The sequence below is a fragment of the Streptomyces polyasparticus genome (assembly GCF_014493765.1).
GTDB lineage: Bacteria > Actinomycetota > Actinomycetes > Streptomycetales > Streptomycetaceae > Streptomyces > Streptomyces polyasparticus.
This window is the reverse complement of the sequence record NZ_JACTVJ010000007.1, coordinates 434,383-451,742: the sequence shown is the minus strand read 5'-3', so window position 1 is coordinate 451,742 and position 17,360 is coordinate 434,383. Positions and strand designations below refer to the sequence as shown.

General features: G+C 72.0%; 16 protein-coding genes. 9 read left to right on the top strand and 7 right to left on the bottom strand.

Annotation, left to right across the window (positions count from 1 at the left end):
• Window positions 1-26: 26 nt before the first annotated feature.
• A complete protein-coding gene (locus H9Y04_RS17670; protein WP_187814826.1) occupies window positions 27-3,293 on the top strand; it encodes an ATP-binding protein in 3,267 nt (1,088 codons plus the stop codon).
• A 32-nt stretch (window positions 3,294-3,325) separates the two neighbouring features.
• Here H9Y04_RS17670 and H9Y04_RS17665 read toward each other — a convergent pair whose 3' ends face one another.
• Window positions 3,326-4,162, bottom strand: a complete 837-nt coding sequence (locus H9Y04_RS17665) for a hypothetical protein (protein WP_187814825.1) — start codon at window positions 4,160-4,162, stop codon at window positions 3,326-3,328.
• 147 nt (window positions 4,163-4,309) lie between these two features.
• Here H9Y04_RS17665 and H9Y04_RS17660 point away from each other — a divergent pair, with 147 nt between their 5' ends.
• From H9Y04_RS17660 to H9Y04_RS17650, 3 genes are all read left to right on the top strand, one after another.
• Window positions 4,310-4,783: an RrF2 family transcriptional regulator gene (locus tag H9Y04_RS17660; RefSeq protein ID WP_187815110.1), complete on the top strand. Its 474-nt coding sequence runs from the start codon at window positions 4,310-4,312 to the stop codon at window positions 4,781-4,783.
• Between the two features lie 119 nt (window positions 4,784-4,902).
• The gene (locus H9Y04_RS17655) at window positions 4,903-6,015 is read left to right on the top strand and encodes an MFS transporter (RefSeq protein WP_308801014.1); all 1,113 of its coding nucleotides are present in this window, start codon (window positions 4,903-4,905) and stop codon (window positions 6,013-6,015) included.
• Complete coding sequence (locus H9Y04_RS17650) at window positions 6,012-6,476, top strand: RidA family protein (RefSeq protein WP_187814823.1); 465 nt, start codon at window positions 6,012-6,014, stop codon at window positions 6,474-6,476. The genes H9Y04_RS17655 and H9Y04_RS17650 overlap by 4 nt, the downstream gene beginning before the upstream one ends.
• A 19-nt stretch (window positions 6,477-6,495) precedes the next feature.
• On the opposite strand, the gene H9Y04_RS17645 is transcribed toward H9Y04_RS17650, so the two are convergent.
• Together H9Y04_RS17645 and H9Y04_RS17640 are read right to left on the bottom strand one after the other, a co-directional pair.
• Window positions 6,496-6,816 carry a DMT family transporter gene (locus H9Y04_RS17645; RefSeq protein WP_187814822.1) on the bottom strand — a complete coding sequence of 107 codons (321 nt, stop codon included), beginning with the start codon at window positions 6,814-6,816 and terminating at the stop codon, window positions 6,496-6,498.
• Between the two features lie 52 nt (window positions 6,817-6,868).
• Complete coding sequence (locus tag H9Y04_RS17640; protein WP_187814821.1) at window positions 6,869-7,258, bottom strand: DMT family transporter; 390 nt, start codon at window positions 7,256-7,258, stop codon at window positions 6,869-6,871.
• A 105-nt stretch (window positions 7,259-7,363) separates the two neighbouring features.
• On the opposite strand from H9Y04_RS17640, the gene H9Y04_RS17635 reads away from it, so the two are divergent.
• Complete coding sequence (locus H9Y04_RS17635; RefSeq protein WP_187814820.1) at window positions 7,364-7,789, top strand: MarR family winged helix-turn-helix transcriptional regulator; 426 nt, start codon at window positions 7,364-7,366, stop codon at window positions 7,787-7,789.
• 66 nt (window positions 7,790-7,855) lie between these two features.
• Here the strand turns inward: H9Y04_RS17635 and H9Y04_RS17630 are convergent, their stop codons facing one another.
• Together H9Y04_RS17630 and H9Y04_RS17625 are read right to left on the bottom strand one after the other, a co-directional pair.
• Window positions 7,856-8,248 carry a hypothetical protein gene (locus tag H9Y04_RS17630; protein ID WP_236070943.1) on the bottom strand — a complete coding sequence of 131 codons (393 nt, stop codon included), beginning with the start codon at window positions 8,246-8,248 and terminating at the stop codon, window positions 7,856-7,858.
• Between the two features lie 21 nt (window positions 8,249-8,269).
• A complete protein-coding gene (locus tag H9Y04_RS17625) occupies window positions 8,270-8,755 on the bottom strand; it encodes an SH3 domain-containing protein (RefSeq protein ID WP_187814819.1) in 486 nt (161 codons plus the stop codon).
• 231 nt (window positions 8,756-8,986) lie between these two features.
• Between H9Y04_RS17625 and H9Y04_RS17620 the strand changes: the two genes are divergently transcribed.
• From H9Y04_RS17620 to H9Y04_RS17610, 3 genes are all read left to right on the top strand, one after another.
• Window positions 8,987-9,562, top strand: coding sequence for an NADPH-dependent FMN reductase (locus H9Y04_RS17620; protein WP_187814818.1), 576 nt, complete (start codon window positions 8,987-8,989; stop codon window positions 9,560-9,562).
• A 66-nt stretch (window positions 9,563-9,628) separates the two neighbouring features.
• Entirely contained in the window at window positions 9,629-10,654 is a 1,026-nt protein-coding gene (locus H9Y04_RS17615; protein ID WP_187814817.1) for an ATP-binding cassette domain-containing protein, read from the top strand.
• Complete coding sequence (locus H9Y04_RS17610; protein ID WP_187814816.1) at window positions 10,651-11,505, top strand: ABC transporter permease; 855 nt, start codon at window positions 10,651-10,653, stop codon at window positions 11,503-11,505. Before H9Y04_RS17615 ends, H9Y04_RS17610 begins: the two co-directional genes overlap by 4 nt.
• Before the next feature lie 91 nt (window positions 11,506-11,596).
• Here the strand turns inward: H9Y04_RS17610 and H9Y04_RS17605 are convergent, their stop codons facing one another.
• Together H9Y04_RS17605 and H9Y04_RS17600 are read right to left on the bottom strand one after the other, a co-directional pair.
• Complete coding sequence (locus H9Y04_RS17605; RefSeq protein WP_187814815.1) at window positions 11,597-11,815, bottom strand: hypothetical protein; 219 nt, start codon at window positions 11,813-11,815, stop codon at window positions 11,597-11,599.
• Between the two features lie 113 nt (window positions 11,816-11,928).
• On the bottom strand, window positions 11,929-16,275 hold the full coding sequence (locus tag H9Y04_RS17600; RefSeq protein ID WP_187814814.1) for a S8 family serine peptidase: 4,347 nt from the start codon (window positions 16,273-16,275) through the stop codon (window positions 11,929-11,931).
• Between the two features lie 91 nt (window positions 16,276-16,366).
• On the opposite strand from H9Y04_RS17600, the gene H9Y04_RS17595 reads away from it, so the two are divergent.
• Window positions 16,367-17,341 (top strand): helix-turn-helix transcriptional regulator, encoded by a 975-nt coding sequence (locus tag H9Y04_RS17595; RefSeq protein WP_187814813.1) that lies wholly within the window; start codon window positions 16,367-16,369, stop codon window positions 17,339-17,341.
• Window positions 17,342-17,360 lie beyond the last annotated feature (19 nt).

Sequence of the window (17,360 nt, the reverse complement as noted above, 5' to 3'; positions counted from 1 at the left end):
CAGTGGGTGCGCCTATCGTTCGAGACATGACCGCCGCACTGATCGGGCGCGAGCACCCCGCGCGCGTGCTGCGTACGGAGATCACGCGGGCCGCCGAGAGCCATGGCGGCCTGCTCCTCGTCACGGGCGAGCCCGGGATCGGCAAGACCACCCTGGTGACCGAGGCCGCGCAGGAGGCGCGCGAGCTCGGCGCCCTGGTCCTGACCGGCGCCTGCTGGGACTCGGGCAGCGCGCCGGGCTACTGGCCGTGGGTGCAGATCGTGCGCGGCCTGCGCCGCTGGGCCACGCCCGAGGAGGCGGCCCTGGCCGAGGAGGCCGCGGGCGGCGGGCTGGGACTGCTGCTCGGCGAGGTGCGGGCCCGGGCCACGGCGGGCCCCGGGGACGACCCGGACGCGTTCGCGCTGCACGACGCCGTGACCAGCGCGCTGGTCGCCGTATCGCAGGAGCGTCCGGTGCTGGTCGTGCTCGACGATCTGCACTGGGCCGATCCGGCCACCTTGAAGCTGCTCGAATTCGCCGCGGGACACGCCTGGTTCGAGCGGCTGCTCCTCGTGGGCACCTACCGCGACGCCGAGGTCGAGACGGCCGGGCATCCCCTGCGGGAGCTGATGCTTCCGCTGGTCGCGAAGGCGACCACGGTGACGCTGACCGGGTTCGACCGGGCGGAGACGGCCGCCCTGATGACGCGTACGGCGGGACGCGAGCCGTCCGGCGAGCTGGTCGCGGAGGTGCACCGGCGCACCGGCGGCAATCCGTTCTTCGTCGAGCAGACCACCCGGCTTTGGGCGAGCGGCGGCTCCGTGGACTCCATCGCGCCGAGCGTGCGCGAGATGGTGCGGCGACGGCTCGCGCTCCTTCCGGAGCCGGTGTCCGCGCTGCTCACCACGGGCGCCGTGCTCGGCCGAGAGTTCCACCGGCAGGTGCTCGCCGCGGTGGCGGGCGCGCCCGCCGCGCATGTGGACCGGCTGCTCGGCCAGGCCGTGACGGCCCGCCTGGTCACGACGCTCGGCGGCGGCCGCTTCGGGTTCGTGCACGATCTCGTACGGGAGACGCTCACCGAAGCGCTCGACGAGGACGCGCTGCGGCGGCAGCATGCCGCGTTCGTACGGGCGTGGGAGCAGGTGCCCGCGGTCGCGGCGCAGGTGATGCCGGGCGAGCTCGCGCAGCACGCGTATGCGGCGGGCGATGCGGTGCCCGCCGGGACGGCGGTGCGGCTGCTGCGGGACGCGGCGCAGGACGCGGGGTCGCGGCTCGCCACCGACGAGGCGCTGCGGCATCTGCGGCGGGCCGTCGAGCGCGCCGCGCAGGTGCCCGATCCCGGGGTGCAGGTGATCACCCGGCTCGCGCTGGCCGACTCGCTGCGGCACGGCTCGGCTCCGCACGAGGCCCGGCGTGAGTTCGAGGCGGCCTGGGAGGAGGCCCGGGAGCTCGGTTCGGCCGAGTTGATGGCGCGGGTCGCGCTCTCCCTGCACGGGCACTTCCATCCCCTGCCGCCCCTGCGGCAGGGCACCGCCGAGGAGCTGCTTCGCGAGGCGCACGCCGCGCTCGGCGGCCGGCGTTCCGCCGAGCTCACGGGGGAGCAGCTGGCCCAGGAGCTGAGCATCCGTACGGCGGTGCTCGCGCGGCGGCACGGGGACGACGACGCGCTCGGCTTCAGCCTGTGGGCGCGCCACCACGCCATCTGGGGTCCGGGCACGGCGGCCGAACGGGTCGCGCTGGTCGAGGAGTTGACCGCCCTGACCCGGCGCACGGGCGATGTCGAGGGCGAGCACTTCGCCCGCGCGCTCACCTGGGTGGGGCTCCTGGAGCTGGGTGATCCGCGCTGCCTCACCGAGTTCCAGACGTATGTCTCCATGGCCGAACAGGCGGATCTGCCGCGGCTCGACATCGGTGCCGCGGTCGACCAGGCGATCATCACGGCGCTCTCCGGACGGTTCGCCGAGTCCGAGGCGTTCACGGCGGAGGCGTCCGGACTCGCGGAGCGCGACCGGCACGGCGGCGACTACATGATCCCGCTCCTCGACCATCACCGCTGGGCCCTCGCCCTGCTGCAGGGCCGCCATGACGTGGCACCGAAGCCGCTGCCGTGGATCGAGCAGATCGTCGCGGGGATCACTGCGGTGGAGCGGGCGGAGATGCGTGGGGGTGGGCGGGTGGGTGGTGCGGACCGGTCCGACTCCGGCTCTGGGTCCGGCTCCGGCTCCGGCTCCGGCTCCGGCTTCGGCTTCGGTGAACTGCCGTCCACCGGGCCCGCCTTCGACCCCGAGCTGGCCGCCGCCATCGCCCTCGCCCGCGATCTGCTCGACCGCGGCGCGGAGAGCGACCAGGGCTTTCTGCCGCTGCGGCTCCGCCTCCAGGCGCAGGCCGCCGCGGCCTCCGGCGACCGGGACCTGTGCGAGCGCGCACGCGAGGCGCTTCTGCCGTACGCCGGGCAGTGGATGGTGTCGATGTTCGGCTGGGACATCAGCGGCCCCGCGACGCACTGGATCGCCCTGTGCGACCAGGCGCTCGGCCGTTTCGACGAGGCCGCCGACGGCTTCACGGCGGCCGCGCGCTCGGCGGAGCTGCTGCAGTCCAGGCCCTGGGCGCTCGAGGCGAGGTCCCGGCTCGCACAGGTGATGGCGGCCCGCGGCCTGCCGGCCGCGCCGGCGCTCGCCGAGCGGGTGAGCCGCGACGCGGACGAGCTCGGCATGCGCCAAGTGATCGCGCGCGTACGCCCCTTGCTCGCCGAGCGGCCCGAACCGGCGCCCTCCGCCTACGAGTTCCGCTTCGACGGAGCGGTCTGGCAGCTCACGTACGAGGGACACACCGTCGCCATGCCGGACGCCAAGGGCCTGCGCGATCTGCGGCTGCTGCTCAGCCGCCCGGGCACGGACGTGCCCGCGGTGCATCTGCTGGCGCCCGAGGGCGGCGCCGAGGTGGTGGCGGCCGGGTCGATGGGCGGGGACGCGGTCCTCGACGACGAGGCCAAGCGCCGCTACAAGGACCATCTGGCCCGCCTCGACGAGGCGATCGACCGCGCCGCGTCCCCGGAGCGCGCGGACGCTCTCGTACGGGAACGGGCCGCGCTGCTCGACGAGTTGAGACGGGCAGCAGGCCTCGGCGGCCGCACCCGCCGCCTCGGCGACGAGGCGGAGCGCGCCCGCAAGGCGGTCACGGCCCGCATCCGCGACACCCTCCGCCGCCTGGAACCCCGCCACCCGGCCCTGGCCGCCCACCTGCGCGCCACGATCAGCACCGGCTCGACCTGCGCCTACCTCCCGACGGGCCCGGCGCCGAGCTGGCGGCTGTAGGGCGGCCTCCCGACCGCTCGGCCGGTGCAGCCTCAGGGACCGACTTCCCCCGACGGTCCGGTCCGGCCGAGCCGCCGGCTCGCATACGTCCCCGCCGCCACCACGACCCCCACCGCGGCGATCACCCACACCGCCGTCCGCAGGCTCGACGTCAGTGCGTCGAAGACCGCGCCCGTCGCGCCCCTGGACACATCGGGCGGCAGGTCCGAGAGCGTCAGGCGCCGTGAGATCCACAGGCCGAGCCCGAGCAGCGCGGACGCCAGGGCCATGCCCAGGGCCGTGGCGATCACGGCCTTGCGTCTGCGTACGGCCGAAGCGATGCCCGCGACCGCGCAGAGCACGGCGGCGACGGGCAGCCAGATCCCCGCGACCTGCAACATGTGAAGCCCTTTCCTGAGCTGCACCAGATCCTTCGACTTCATGACCTCGACCTCGGTGTGCTGCACCGGGATCCGCCGCGCGAACGGCACCCCGTCCGCCACCAGCTGGTCCTTGACCTCCTGCGTGATCGGCGCGAGGTCGATCACGACACTGCCGTCGTCGCCGTTCTTCAGGGCGTTCTGCACGGCCTCGTGCGCGGCCCGGATCGCCGCGTTCCAGGCGGTCCGGTAGGCCTCCGTGCCGGTGAACGACTCCACCGCCTCCTGCACGAACGTGGTCAGCGCCCCCTGCAGCGGCCCGGCGTCGATGTGCTTGCCGATCTCGCCGGCCACCGCCGTCGCGACCGCCTCCTGCACATCGGGGTCGGAGGCGAGCGGCGCCATCGCGGACACGTAGTTGTCGGTGTCGCCGATCTGGTACTTCGCCCAGGTCGAGAGCTCACCGAGCGGCGTCAGGACACAGGCGAGCACGATCAGCAGCGCTGACATGAGCCTCCGGGTCCTGTGCACGCTTCCCACGCTCGGCGAGCCGGGTGCGGGGCGCGAGCCGGGTGGTACGGGTGGGCTACACGAGCGTGCCGCGCCGCAAGGCGCTTGCGCACGTAATCCTGGACATCTAGCATCCAGAATATGAAGATGAACGAGGGCGTGGAGTGGGCCCTGCACAGCTGCCTGAACCTCGCCTGGATCGGCGAGGACCGCGCGGTCACGGCCGCGCGCCTCGCGGCGTACCACGCGCTGCCCACCGCGTACCTCAACAAGCAGCTCCAGGCCCTCGCCCGGGCCGGGATCGTCACGTCCACGCCCGGCCCGAAGGGCGGCTTCCGTCTCGCGCGCCCGCTGGAGCGGATCACGCTGATGGATGTGGTGACGGCGATCGAGGGGCCCGACGAGGCCTTCCGCTGCGCGGAGATCCGCAAGCAGGGCCCCGGCGAGACCCCGCACACCGGCCATGAACTGCCGTGCGCCTTCGCCGAGTCGATGGCCAAGGCCGAGCTGGCCTGGCGCAGGGAGCTCGCGGCGTGCACGCTCGCCGACGTGCGGAAACGGGCGGAGAAGCGGGCACCCGGGGCACGGGACACGCTGCGCCGCTGGTTCGAGAACAGCTGAGGCGGCGGCCTCCGCGCCAACCTGCGCGGGGCATACGAAGGGGGAAATTCTGGATGTCGAATGTCCAGTTAGACGCACACGCTCAACGGAAGGCTTCCGGCGTACGGGGATGGCTCGCGGTGGCCGCGGTCACCCTCGGCATCTTCACTGTGATCACCGCCGAGCTGCTGCCCGTCGGCCTGCTCACCCCGATCGGCAGCTCGCTCGGTGTCTCGGACGGTACGACGGGACTCCTCGTCACCGTCCCCGGTCTGGTCGCCGCGGTCTGCGCACCGCTGCTCCCCGTGGTGTCCGGGCGGCTGGACCGGCGGCTCGTGCTCGCCGTCCTCATCGCGCTGGTCGCCGTCGCGCACGTGGTCTCGGCGCTCGCGGGTCATATCGCGTACGTACTGGGGGCGCGGGTGCTGCTCGGCATCGGCATCGGCGGCTTCTGGGCCTTCGCGGGCGGGCTCGCGCCGCGCCTCGTGCCCGCACACCAGGTGGGCCGGGCCACCGCCGTGATCTTCGGCGGGGTCTCCGCGGCCTCCGTTCTCGGGGTGCCCGCCGGCACCCTCGCCGGTGAACTCGGCGGCTGGCGGCTCCCGTTCGCCGCGGTGGCCGTCCTCTCGCTGCTCGTCCTGGCGGCGCTGCTCCTGCTCCTGCCTCCGCTGCCACCCCAACGGGGCCTGACCGGCGGCGACTTGACCGCACTGCTGCGCCGCAACCCCCGCGTCCGTACGGGCCTTGCGCTGACCGCGCTGCTCGTCACGGGCCACTTCCTCGCGTACACCTTCGTGCGCCCCGTACTCGCCGAGCGCTACGGCATCTCCGGCGCCACCGTCGGCTGGCTGCTGCTCGGCTACGGAGTGCTCGGCCTGGCGGGCAACTTCCTTGCCGGTGCGCTGGGTTCGCGCCGCATCCTGCTCATCTCCTCGGCGCTCACCGCCGCACTCACCGCGCTCGCCCTGCTGCCCGGCGGGGGCGTGACCGGCGGACTGCTGCTGCTCGCGTGGGGACTCGCGTACGGCGGTGTGTCAGTGGCGCTGCAGACCTGGTTCCTGACCGCCGCACCCGACGACATCGAGGCCGCGACCTCGCTCAACGTCGCCGTCTTCTGCCTGGCCATCTCCCTCGGCGCGCTGCTCGGCGGCCGCCTCGTCGACTCCCTGTCCGTGACCGCGGCGCCCGCCGCCGCGGCCGTATTCGCCCTCGCCGCCGCCCTGGTGGCCCACCGGAAGGAAACCCGCCGATGACGCACGACCACCGCACGACCGGCCACCGCATCACCGACCACCGCGCGCCCGACGACCGTGCGACCGACCGCCGTACGCTCCTGAACCCGTCCGCCCTGCACGACCCCACCGGCTACGGCTACACCCACATCGCCGCCGCGCCCGGCCGGCAGGTCTTCATCGCCGGCCAGTACGCCTCGGACGAGACCGGAGCCGTCGTCTCGGACGACTTCGGCGCCCAGGTCGGACGCTCGATCGCCAATCTGCGTACGGCCCTTGAGGCCGCGGGACTCGGCTTCGAGGACGTCGTACGGATCGGCACCTACATCGTCGACCACGACCAGGACAAGCTGCAGGTGCTGCTCGAGCACCTGCGCGCGACATGGGGCGAGCGCCTGCCCGCCCAGACCTTGGTCGGGGTGGCGGCGCTCGCCCTGCCGGAGATGCTGTTCGAGATCGACGCGGTGGCGGTGCGGGCCTGAACAACCGGGCCCCCGGGCCTCAGACACCCGCCGCCAGCTTGAGCGTGATCGCGCCGGCGATGATCGAGGCGAACGAGAGCACCTTGGGCAGCGTGATCTTCTCCTTGAAGAGCAGCGCACCGAACAGCACGGTGCCGATCGAGCCGATCCCGGTCCAGATCGTGTAGCCGACGCCCACGTCCAGGGTGCGCAGCGCCAGGCTCAGGGTGTAGATGCCGCCGGCCGCCGCAAGCAGCGTGAAGACGGAGGGCCAGAGCTTCGTGAAGCCCTTGGTGGCGTTGGTGCCGAGCGCGAAGGCGATCTCGAAGACGATGGCGATCGCGAGGTAGATCCAGGCCATGATGCTGTGTCCTTACGGGAGTCGAGGAGGTGAGGGGAGGAGAGGGGGCGGGTCAGACCGTCGCGGGCCGGCGCTCGGCAGCCTGGGGCTCGGCGGTCTCCGGGGTGGCGGCCTCCACGGGTGAGAACTTGTCCGCGAGCTTGAGTCCGAGCACGCCGCCGATGATCAGCACGAAGGCGAGCACCTTCAGGGCGCTGAGCTCCTCGCCGAAGATCACGGTGGCGAAGACGACCGTGCCCACCGAGCCGATGCCGGTCCAGACCGTGTAACCGACGCCCACGTCAAGGGACTTGAGCGCGAGGCTCAGGAAGAAGATCCCGCCCGCGGCGGCGGCCGCGGTCAGCAGGGACGGGCCGAGCCTCGTGAAGCCGTGGGTGGCTTCCGTGCCGAGGGCGAAGACGACCTCGAAGACCGACGCGATGAGCAGGTGGATCCAGGGCATGACGCTCTCCCGCTGTAGATGTATGTACGTGCAAGTTCTTGTGACGAGAGAGAGCATGCATGTACAACTAAACTGATGTCAACAGCCGATCGGAAGGAGACCGTCATGACCGCGGGCGACGCCCAGATGTGGAACCGGGTCCTCACCCTGCACGCCCATGTGGAACACCGCGTGGGCGCGGCCCTGCAGCGCCGGCACGGCCTAGGGCTCTCCGAGTACCGGGCGCTGGGGCACCTGGCCGCCGCACCCAGAAGCGAGCTGCGCATGCAGGAGCTCTCGGACCTGCTCGGCCTCAACCAGAGCTCCGTGACCCGTCTCGTGGGACGGCTGAACGCGGCCGACTTCACGTATCGCGATCTCTGCCCCGACGACAAGCGCGGGGTCTACACGGTGATCAACGAAGCGGGCCGGGAGCGCTACGGCGAGGCGCGCAGCACCTACGAGCAGACGCTGACGGCCGCCCTCGACGAAGCTGCCGAGGGCGACCCGGAGACGGCGAAGGCGGTGGCGGCGCTGCGTGGGGCGCTGTGACAGCTGCGGCGCCCGGTCCTCCGTCCTGCAGAACGCTCAGTCCTCGGCCGTGGACAGCCGCAGCGCTCAGTCCTCGGTCGTGTAGAAGCGGTAGAACGCGGCGCAGGCGACGGCCGCTCCGAACAGGCCCGCATTGCCGGCCGAGCGCAGGACGGACTCGCCGGTGAGGCTGTACAGATAGCCGAAGGCGATCCCGGCGAAGGCTCCCCAGGCCAGGGCGCGCGCCTCGCGCGGCAGGCGCGGGGCCAGCTTGAGCACGGCGAGGTAGACGGCGGCGAAGGCGACGGTGGAGACGATGCCGAGCCAGACGTTGCCCGCGGTGATCGGGCCGCCCGAGCGCTGGATCGCCGCGGCCCAGTAGCCGTAGACGAGCGCGAGGACCGGGGTGAGCTTGACGGCCGCGTCGCTGCCGAGTCCGCGGGTGGCCAGGCCCGTGGGCCGGGGTGCTGCATGTGCCATGAGGATGTCCTCTCCGGGATGTCACCGCCACTCGTGGCGGCACGCGTCGCACCAGTCGTCGTGGCGGCACGGGTTGTTGTGGTCGTGGCGGTGGTTCTGGTGGTGGGAGTTCCAGTTGCCGGAATTGTTCGAGGACGGGCGCCAGTTGCCGCAGTCGGGGACACCCCGGCTCGTGGACATGTAGGCGCCGCTCGCCCAGGCGCGTTCGCCGGTGAGCCAGAACCAGGACGAGTTGCCGTTCACGTTCTGGCCGTAGACCCCGCACTGGATGCGGTCGCTCGCCCCGCGGCCCAGCTTGCCGACCACCGCGGACCAGGTGTTGGGCTCGGCCCGCAGATTCAGGCTGCCGGAGACGACGGTGCCCCAGATCGGGCCGTTCTCCCACTGTGGTGCGGCGGTGACGGCGGCCGGAGCGGCCGCGTTCGCCGGGCCGGCGGCCGGGACGGTCAGGGCCGCGGCCGCGAGGACCGAGACGGCCAGTGTTCGCAGGGCCGGGGAAGTGCGCATGGTCGCCCTCCTTCATCCCCTCCGGGATCCCCCTCTCAAGGAAACACCCCCATTCGGCGGATCTGCCACCGGAGAGCGGTGGCGCCCCTGGTCAGGGGCCTGTAGTGGCTGCCCGACGGCTCGCCGGGCGGCCCGCCAGATCCAATCTGGCGGACTGCCCGGCCTCGTCTCGCGCCTTCCGATTGAGAGCGGAGACCGTACGAGGACGAGGGCGGACGAGGAGGCCGGACCATGCAGCACCGCGAGGATCCCGAGGCGCCCCTCGACGTGGCCGTGATCGTCGGGTCCACCCGTGAGGGCCGGGTCGGCGCCGAGGTGGCGCGCTGGTTCACCGAGCGGGCCGCCAAGCGCGACGATCTGGCGCTCGATGTGATCGATCTCGCCGACTACCCGGATTTCCCGGCCAGTTACCCCGCGACGCCGACCGAGGCGATGGCCCGCTTCACCGGGCGCATCGCCCGCGCGGACGGCTTCGTGATCGTGACCCCCGAGTACAACCGCAGCTTCCCCGCCTCGCTCAAGCAGGCCATCGACTACGCGTACGACGAGTGGCATGCCAAGCCCGTCGGCTATGTCGCCTACGGCTTCGACAGCCGGGGACTGTACGCGGTCGAACACTTGCGCTGCGTGTTCACCGAGCTGCATGCGATGAGTTTGCGCGACGCCGTCGGTCTGCATCTCGTCGGGGAAAGCCCGGGGACTCCCGGAGACCGGGAGGAGCAGGCCGTGACCGTGCTGCTCGACCAGCTCGTGTGGTGGGGGCTGGCTCTGCGGGAAGCCCGGGCCAAACGCCCGTACACCTCCTGAAGCACCTCCCGAAGCACCTCCTGAACGACGCGCGATCCACACCAAGTCCCCTGGAAGGAACGGAAGATGAGCAAGAAGACAGCAGCATCGTCAGGAGGCCTGGCGATCGAGACCGCGGGTCTGGTGAAGACCTTCGGCGAGAACCGCGCCGTCGACGGCATCGATCTCGCCGTCCCGGCCGGCACCGTCTACGGAGTCCTCGGCCCCAACGGCGCCGGCAAGACCACGGCCGTCAAGATGCTCGCCACGCTGCTGCGGCCGGACGGCGGCGAGGCCCATGTCTTCGGCCACGACGTCGTACGGGAGGCGGACGCGGTGCGCAGCCGGGTCAGCCTGACCGGACAGTACGCGTCGGTGGACGAGGACCTGACCGGCACCGAGAACCTGGTGCTGCTCGCGCGGCTGCTCGGCCACAACAAGAAGGCCTCGTACGAGCGCAGCGCACAGCTTCTGGAAGCCTTCGGTCTGACCGAGGCGGCCGGGCGCCAGGTGAAGAACTACTCCGGTGGCATGCGGCGCCGTATCGACATCGCCGCGTCCATCCTCAACACCCCCGACCTGCTCTTCCTCGACGAGCCGACCACCGGTCTCGACCCGCGCAGCCGCAACCAGGTCTGGGACATCGTGCGGGCGGTCGTCGCCCAGGGCACGACGGTCCTCCTGACGACCCAATACCTGGACGAGGCCGACCAGTTGGCCTCCCGTATCGCCGTGATCGACAAGGGCAAGGTGATCGCGGAGGGCACGAAGGGCGAGCTCAAGGCGTCGGTCGGCGCGGGCTCCGTGCACGTACGGCTGCGCGATGCGCACCAGCGGCCGGACGCCGAGCAGCTCCTGAAGCTGACGCTGGACGCGGCCGTGACCCTGGAGCCCGACCCGGTCGCGCTGACCGCACGCGTGGGCGGCGCCGGCAACGGTGAGGCGGCGGCCGAGCAGGCCTCGCGCGCCCTGGCCGAACTGGCCCGTGCCGGGATCACCGTGGACAACTTCTCGCTCGGGCAGCCGAGCCTGGACGAGGTCTTCCTCGCCCTCACCGACAAGAAGCCCGAGACCGCCGCAGAGCCGGCGCTCGCCGAGGAGGCAGCAGCATGAGCACCGCGACCACCACCGCCACCGAATCCGCCGAACTCGCCCCGGTCTCCACCGAATCCCTGGCCGAGTTGCTGATCGCCAAGGAGCGGCCGCCCCGGCCGAGTGCGTGGTCCGCCTCCCTGTCCTTCGGGTGGCGGGCGATCCTCAAGATCAAGCACGTACCCGAGCAGCTCTTCGACGTCACGGCCTTCCCGATCATGATGGTCGTGATGTACACGTACCTCTTCGGCGGTGCGATCGCGGGCTCGCCGAGCGCGTACATCCAGCAACTGCTGCCCGGCATCATGGTGATGAGCGTCGTGATGATCACGATGTACACGGGGATCGCGGTCAACACGGACATCGAGAAGGGCGTCTTCGACCGCTTCCGTACGCTGCCGATCTGGCGTCCCGCGCCGATGGTGGGCTACCTGCTCGGCGACGCCCTGCGCTACACGATCGCGTCCCTGGTGATGCTGGTCGTCGGCCTGATCATGGGCTTCCGTCCGCACGGCGGCGTGGTCGGTGTCGTGGCCGGTATCGCCCTGCTCATCGTCTTCTCCTTCGCGTTCTCCTGGATCTGGACGATGTTCGGCCTGATGCTGCGCAGCGAGAAGTCGGTGATGGGCGTCAGCATGATGTTCCTGTTCCCGCTGACCTTCCTCAGCAACATCTTCGTCGACCCGGTCACGATGCCGGGCTGGCTGCAGGCCTTCGTGAACAACAGCCCGATCACGCATCTGGCCACGTCCGTACGCGAGTTGATGGCCGGCAACTGGCCGGCGGCCGATCTGGTCTGGACGCTGGGCTGGGCGGGCCTGCTGCTCCTGATCTTCGGTCCGATCACGATGCGGTTGTACTCGAAGAAGTAGCCCACGCTGTACGGGCCCCCGGAGCTGCGCTACGGCTCCGGGGGCCACTGCGTGCTCGCGACGCAGACGGAAGGCCTTGTCGGGCGCCGAGTTACTCCGCAACCGGCTCGATCTGCTCCCAGTCAGTGGGCGTTCCCGGACCCCGATAGCGCTCAACGTACTGATAGAGACGGCCGTCCGCCGAGCCGACCGGCAGCGCGTCCCCGAACCACACGGCGTCGCACTCGTGGCAGACCCACAGCCGACGCCCGTCGCTGACCAGCCGGAACGGCGAGACCTCCCCCACGCTGCAGACTCGGCACACGTTCATCCCCAACTCCTTCAGCGCGGGCTCCAGGGGTCATCATGCTCGGCTGAAGAAAGGAGTGCGCCGTACGGAGCCCCCACAGACTCCGTACGGCGCACGTTCAGCGGACCTGGCCGTCAGGGCAGGTCAAGGCGGTGCACACCCCCGTACTCGGTGCCCGCGTACAGGTCCTCGCCGTCCGTCGCCAGGGAGGTGACGTCGAGGTTCTGCAGGCCCGTGGAGACGTTCTGCCAGGTGCGGCCGCCGTCCGTGGAGCGCAGGACGCCCCGGCCGCCGCGCGGCAGCGCCGTCTCCCAGTAGCTGCCCGCCGCCGCGTACAGCGTGGTCCCGATCTGCTCGAAGTCCTTGATACGGACCGGGAGCCGGCCGGTGTCGCCCGCGCGGAAGGTACGGCCGCCGTCGGTGGACGTGAGCAGCCGGTCGCCGCCGACGAGCATCTTCGAGCCGTGGAACTCGATCGCGGTGACAGGGCCTTCCTCGACCTTGGCGATGGTCTCGCCGCCGTCGGTGGACTTGTAGAGCCCGCCCGGACCGCCGAGCCACAGCGTGTCCGCGTCGCGCGGGTCGCCGGCCACGGCCGTGAAGTACGTGTCGTGGTGCAGGTTCTTCCAGTGCTCGCCGCCGTCGGTGGTGGCCATCAGGCCCTGGCCGCGGTTGTTGGCGTAGGCGACGTAGACCCTGTCCGGGTCGGCCGGATGGACGCCCAGGGCCAAGGCGACGGAGTTGTCCTTGTCCACGCGCCTGGTCTCCCAGGTGGCGCCCGCGTCGGTGCTGCGCTCGATCAGGAGCTGGCCCAGCGCCCCCTGGCTGACCCGCCAGACGACCTTGTCGTCGGACGCGGAGGCCTGGAGCAGCTTGGTCAGCGTGCCGCGGGCGCCCTCGCCGCCTGTGGTGCCCCAGTCGGTGCCGGTGACGGGCAGCGCGGTGCGGTGGGTGCCGACGGGTCCGGCCGCGAGCAGGTGATCGCCGCTGCGGACAAGGCCGTTGACCGTGCCGCCCTGGACGCCGATGCGCTCGTAGTCCTGGCCGTCGTTCTTCGTGCGGTAGACGCCGGCGCTGCTGATGGACAACGTCAGCGAACCGTCCGGCCAGCGGTCGGCGTCCGTCTGCACGAAGCGGCCGGGACTGGGGACGGTCTCCCAGGTGCGGCCGCGGTCGCGGCCGATGAACGTGGTCTCGCCGTTGCCGATGAACACCTCGCCGCCGGACACCGCGAGACCCGACGAGCCGAGGCCCGTCTTCTGCATGGTCGTCCAGGTCCTGCCGCCGTCGTGCGTGCCGACCACGCCGTTGCCGTTCTCGTAGCCGACGACCACTCCGCTGTCCGCCGCGAGGGTCACCATGGTCCGGAAGTTCGTCGAGACGTACACCTGCTGCGCCGCGCCGAGTTCGCCGGAGTTCATTCCGTCGCGCTTCCAGACCGACCGGCCCATGGCGAAGTAGAGGCTGTCGCCGCTGACCACCATGTCGTAGATGTCACCGGAGACCCCCGCCGGCTCGGTCCGCCAGGTGTCACCGCCGTCCGTGCTGATCAGCAGGTCGGAGCCGCTGCGCGCCACCAGGGTCCCGGTGACCTCGTCGGCGACCAGGCCGTCGATCACGACGTTCGGGATGGTCAGACGCTGCCAGGTGCGGCCCGCGTCGTCCGTACGCAGGATCGCGCCGGTCTGCGGGAAGTTCGAGGCGCTGTTGGCGGCGTACCACCAGCGCTTCTCGTTCTGTGCGTCGACGACCACATAGCCCGTGCCGTCGACATCGGTCAGCGGCACACGGGTGTGCTGCTGCCAGGTCTTGCCGTAGTCCTGGGTGGACCACAGGCCCTTCTTGCCGTACTCGCTGAGCACCGCGTGGCCGGGCGCGCTGGGCGCGAGCTCCACGCTGCCGCTCCAGGTGTCCGGGCCGACCGCCGACCAGCGGTCGTCGCGGGAGTCCTCGGGGGTGACCTCGAAGCCGTCCGCGTTGCCGGTCAGGGTCTTGCCGTCGGCGGTCTTCGCGCGTGCGGAGACCAGGTAGGCGCCCGGCTGCTCGACGTCCAGCATGACCTCGTAGATGTTCCCGGTCCGTAGCTTGGTCCGAGCGGTGAACGGGCGGCCGCGCGGCGGGGTCACCGTGACGACGGGCGGCTCGGCGAGCGGGACGGGCGTGAAGACGGCGACGCCCGACTTGCCGTCGGACGGGTCGGGCCCGGCCTGCACGAACAGGGTCCTTGCGACCAGGAGATACGGGACGCGCAGCTCCTGCCCGCCGCCGATCGGGGTGACCGTGACGTGGCCGCTGAACTCCTTGTCCGTGGCGGGCCGTTCGGCCTCCACCTCGACGGTCGCGGTCGCGCTGCCACCCGCGGGGATACGGAGGGTGCGCGGCGAGACCTCGGCGTCGCCGTCCGCGTCGAGGCTGACGGTGCGGGTGCGGCCGCTGTCGTTGTGGACCGTGATCTTCTTCTTGGCCTCGATCTCGCTGCTCCTCAGGTCCGCGAGACCGAGGCCGAGGGTCGAGGGCGAGGTGGTGAGGCCCTGGTCGGCGGCGTCCGCGGCGGCCTCGACGTCCAGGCGGCCCGCGCCTGCCGTGGTCGGCGCCTCGTCCAACTCGTCGGCGGATCCGGTGAGTTCGCTGCGTATCTGCGCCGGGGTGTCCTCGGGGTGCAGCTGGCGGAGCAGGGCCGCGGCGCCCGCGACGTGCGGGGCGGCCATCGACGTACCCGAGAGGCGGTGGTAGCCGGACTCGATCTTGCTGGTGGGCACGGTCGAGCGGATCTCGTAACCGGGCGCCACCAGATCGGGCTTGAGCTCGAAGGTGCCGTCCGGGCCGCGCGAGGAGAAGGAGGCGATGCGGTCGGTGGCGTCCACGCCCGTGACCGTGACCTCCGTCTTCCCGGCCGCGAGCCGGCGGCCAAGATCGTCGAACTGGGAGCTGTCGACGGCCATCAGGACCAGGGAGTCGAGACGGAGGGTGCCGCCGGCGTCCTTGACCTCGGTGTTCGCGGAGAGCGGGACGGAGCTGTCCTGCCCCGCCGCGCCCTGAGCGTCCAGGCCCGCCGCGCCTTGAGCGTCCAGGCCGCCCGCGCCCTGAGCGTCCAGACCGTCCGTGCCCGGCCCGGGGAGCCCGATACCGCCGCCCCCGCCCTCGCCCGGCGAACCGCCGAACACCGCGACCGCGCCCCGCTTCTCGGCCTCGCGCGCGAGGTCGACCTCGTACTGCGACAGATCCCCCGCGTCCGTGGAGACCGGCATCGTGATGCGTACGGCCTTGCCCCGGATGTCGCCGACGCGCTCCCAGTCCTCGGGCAGGCCCTCGCCGACGTCGACGAGTTCGGTGGTCACCGGGTCCTTCGGCGGGTTCGCGGAGATCGCGCCGCGCCGGACCTGGATCTTCCCGCCGCCCGCGTACGCGGCCGCGGGGATCCGCAGGCCGGTGATGGACGCGCCGACGGCGATGACCTCGTCGGCGGAGCCGGGCGAGCTGACGGTGCCCGTGCCGGGGCCGTCGTTGCCGGCCGCGGCGACCACCACGGCACCGGACTTGGACGCGGCGGTGGCGGCCAGGCCCACCGGGTCGCTGCCGTCGCCCCAGGAGCCGATGGACAGGTTGATCACGTCGGCGCGGTGCGGGTTGGCCGGGTCCACCGCGGCCTCGATGCCCGCGATGATGTCGGACTCGCTGCCGTAGCCCTCGGCGCTCATCACCTTGTACGCGGTGAGCGAGGCCTCGGGGGCGACACCGGTGACACCGCCCGGCTGCGCGGGCGACGCGGCGACGATGCCGGCGACATGGGTGCCGTGGCCGTTGTCGTCCATCGGGTCGGCGTCGCCGTTGACGAAGTCGTAGCCGCCGACGACCTTCTTGCCCTCGCCGATACCGCCGCCGAGGTCCGGGTGGCCGTAGTCGACCCCGCTGTCGATGACGGCGACGGTGACGCCCTTGCCGCGGGCCTTGCCGCCCTCGGGTGCCCTGCGCTCCCAGACCTGGGGGGCGTTGATGTGCGGCACGCTGTCGTCGGCGAGCGTACGGAAGACACGGTCCTCGTGGACGGCCGCGACGCCCGGCAGCGACTTGAGCCGGCCGACCTCGGAGGCCTTCACGGTCACCGCGACGGCGTTGAGCAGCAGATTGAGCTTGCGCGGCTTACGGGCATCGACGCCCGCTTCGTCCAACCGGTCCAGGAATGCACCCTGTTCGGCCTTCAGATCCTTGCGCTCCGACGCCACACCCGCCGTGTCGGCGGAGTCCAGGCGGCCCTTTCCGGCCACCGGGGCCGAGCCGTCCAGGGTCACGATGACCCGGCGGTCCGGATCGTCCTTCGAGACGGCGGTGGCCTGCGGTGAGGCGACGAGCAGTCCGCCGATCACGGCGGCCGAGACGAGGGCGGCCACCGCTCTGCCGGTGGGCAGCTGGGCGGCGCGACGAGGGGCGGCCGCGAAGGCTGCCGGCGGAGTCGTGCTCCGCGAGGGTGGTATCCGGTCCATAGCCCCTCGTCCTACGTGGCGATGAGCGGTCCGGACAACGATTCGGCCTGGCCCATTGCGGTCCCTGGCACACACGGGCCACGATCCCCGCATGTCCCACGAGTCACCCGAGACCACCCGTGAGCAGCTGACCGCAGCGGGTGTCGACCCCTTTGACGAGCGCGTTTACCGCGAGGTCCTGGTCCGGCACACCGCCGCGCCCACCGAGCTGGCCGACCCCCTCGGCTGCTCACCGGACCGCGCGGCCCGCGCGCTCGACCGGCTGCGCGAACTCGGCCTGGTGGGACGGCTTTCGGGCGGCCGGCGCCGTTACGCGGCCATCGAACCGGGCGCCGCGATCGAGGCCCTCGTCCGCTCCCGTACCGCGGAGCTCGACACGGTTCGGGAGGCGGCGGGCGAATTGTCCCGGCTGTTCGACGCGGCCAAGTCCGGCGGTACGGAGGAGGTGGAAGTCCTCACCGGCAGCGAGGCGTTGGGGCGGTGGTTCGTGCGGCTGCAGCAGGAGGCGCGCGAGGAGGTCATCACGCTGGACCGGCCCCCGTACGCGCTGACCACGTCGAATCCCGTGGAGGCGACGGCCCTGACGCGCGGCGTCCGCTATCGGGCGGTTTATGCACCCGAGGCCCTGGAGTGGCCCGGAGTCCTGGGCGACATCCGCGAGTTGATTGCGCGCGGCGAGGAGGCACGGGTGCTGCCCGGGCTGCGCGTGAAGCTCGCGATAGCCGACCGGCGGCTCGCCCTGCTCCCCCTCTCCCTGGACTTCACGGGAGAGGTGCGCGCCGCGGTGCTGCGCCCCTCCGCGCTGCTCGACGGTCTCGTCGACTACTGGGAGCTGTGCTGGCGTACGGCGACCCCGCTCGACGCCCCCGCGGACGATCCCCTCGCGGAGGACGACCGCCGGATGCTGACGCTGCTGGTCGCCGGGCTCAAGGACGAGGCGATCGCACGGCAGCTCGGCTGGTCGGTGCGCACGATGCGGCGCCGTATCAGCGCGCTCAACGAGAAGCTGGGTGCGGCGAACCGCTTCCAGGCCGGGGTGATCGCGGCGCGGCGTGGCTGGATCTGATCCGTCGGGTCGGTCGGAA

Excerpts from the sequence above, each read along its gene's own strand:
- H9Y04_RS17670 (WP_187814826.1), top strand. The coding sequence starts at position 27 with ATGACCGCCGCACTGATCGGGCGCGAGCACCCCGCGCGCGTGCTGCGT.
- H9Y04_RS17665 (WP_187814825.1), bottom strand. The coding sequence starts at position 4,162 with ATGTCAGCGCTGCTGATCGTGCTCGCCTGTGTCCTGACGCCGCTCGGT.
- H9Y04_RS17660 (WP_187815110.1), top strand. The coding sequence starts at position 4,310 with ATGAACGAGGGCGTGGAGTGGGCCCTGCACAGCTGCCTGAACCTCGCC.
- H9Y04_RS17650 (WP_187814823.1), top strand. The coding sequence starts at position 6,012 with ATGACGCACGACCACCGCACGACCGGCCACCGCATCACCGACCACCGC.
- H9Y04_RS17645 (WP_187814822.1), bottom strand. The coding sequence starts at position 6,816 with ATGGCCTGGATCTACCTCGCGATCGCCATCGTCTTCGAGATCGCCTTC.
- H9Y04_RS17640 (WP_187814821.1), bottom strand. The coding sequence starts at position 7,258 with ATGCCCTGGATCCACCTGCTCATCGCGTCGGTCTTCGAGGTCGTCTTC.
- H9Y04_RS17635 (WP_187814820.1), top strand. The coding sequence starts at position 7,364 with ATGACCGCGGGCGACGCCCAGATGTGGAACCGGGTCCTCACCCTGCAC.
- H9Y04_RS17630 (WP_236070943.1), bottom strand. The coding sequence starts at position 8,248 with ATGGCACATGCAGCACCCCGGCCCACGGGCCTGGCCACCCGCGGACTC.
- H9Y04_RS17625 (WP_187814819.1), bottom strand. The coding sequence starts at position 8,755 with ATGCGCACTTCCCCGGCCCTGCGAACACTGGCCGTCTCGGTCCTCGCG.
- H9Y04_RS17620 (WP_187814818.1), top strand. The coding sequence starts at position 8,987 with ATGCAGCACCGCGAGGATCCCGAGGCGCCCCTCGACGTGGCCGTGATC.
- H9Y04_RS17615 (WP_187814817.1), top strand. The coding sequence starts at position 9,629 with ATGAGCAAGAAGACAGCAGCATCGTCAGGAGGCCTGGCGATCGAGACC.
- H9Y04_RS17610 (WP_187814816.1), top strand. The coding sequence starts at position 10,651 with ATGAGCACCGCGACCACCACCGCCACCGAATCCGCCGAACTCGCCCCG.
- H9Y04_RS17605 (WP_187814815.1), bottom strand. The coding sequence starts at position 11,815 with ATGAACGTGTGCCGAGTCTGCAGCGTGGGGGAGGTCTCGCCGTTCCGG.
- H9Y04_RS17600 (WP_187814814.1), bottom strand. The coding sequence starts at position 16,275 with ATGGACCGGATACCACCCTCGCGGAGCACGACTCCGCCGGCAGCCTTC.
- H9Y04_RS17595 (WP_187814813.1), top strand. The coding sequence starts at position 16,367 with ATGTCCCACGAGTCACCCGAGACCACCCGTGAGCAGCTGACCGCAGCG.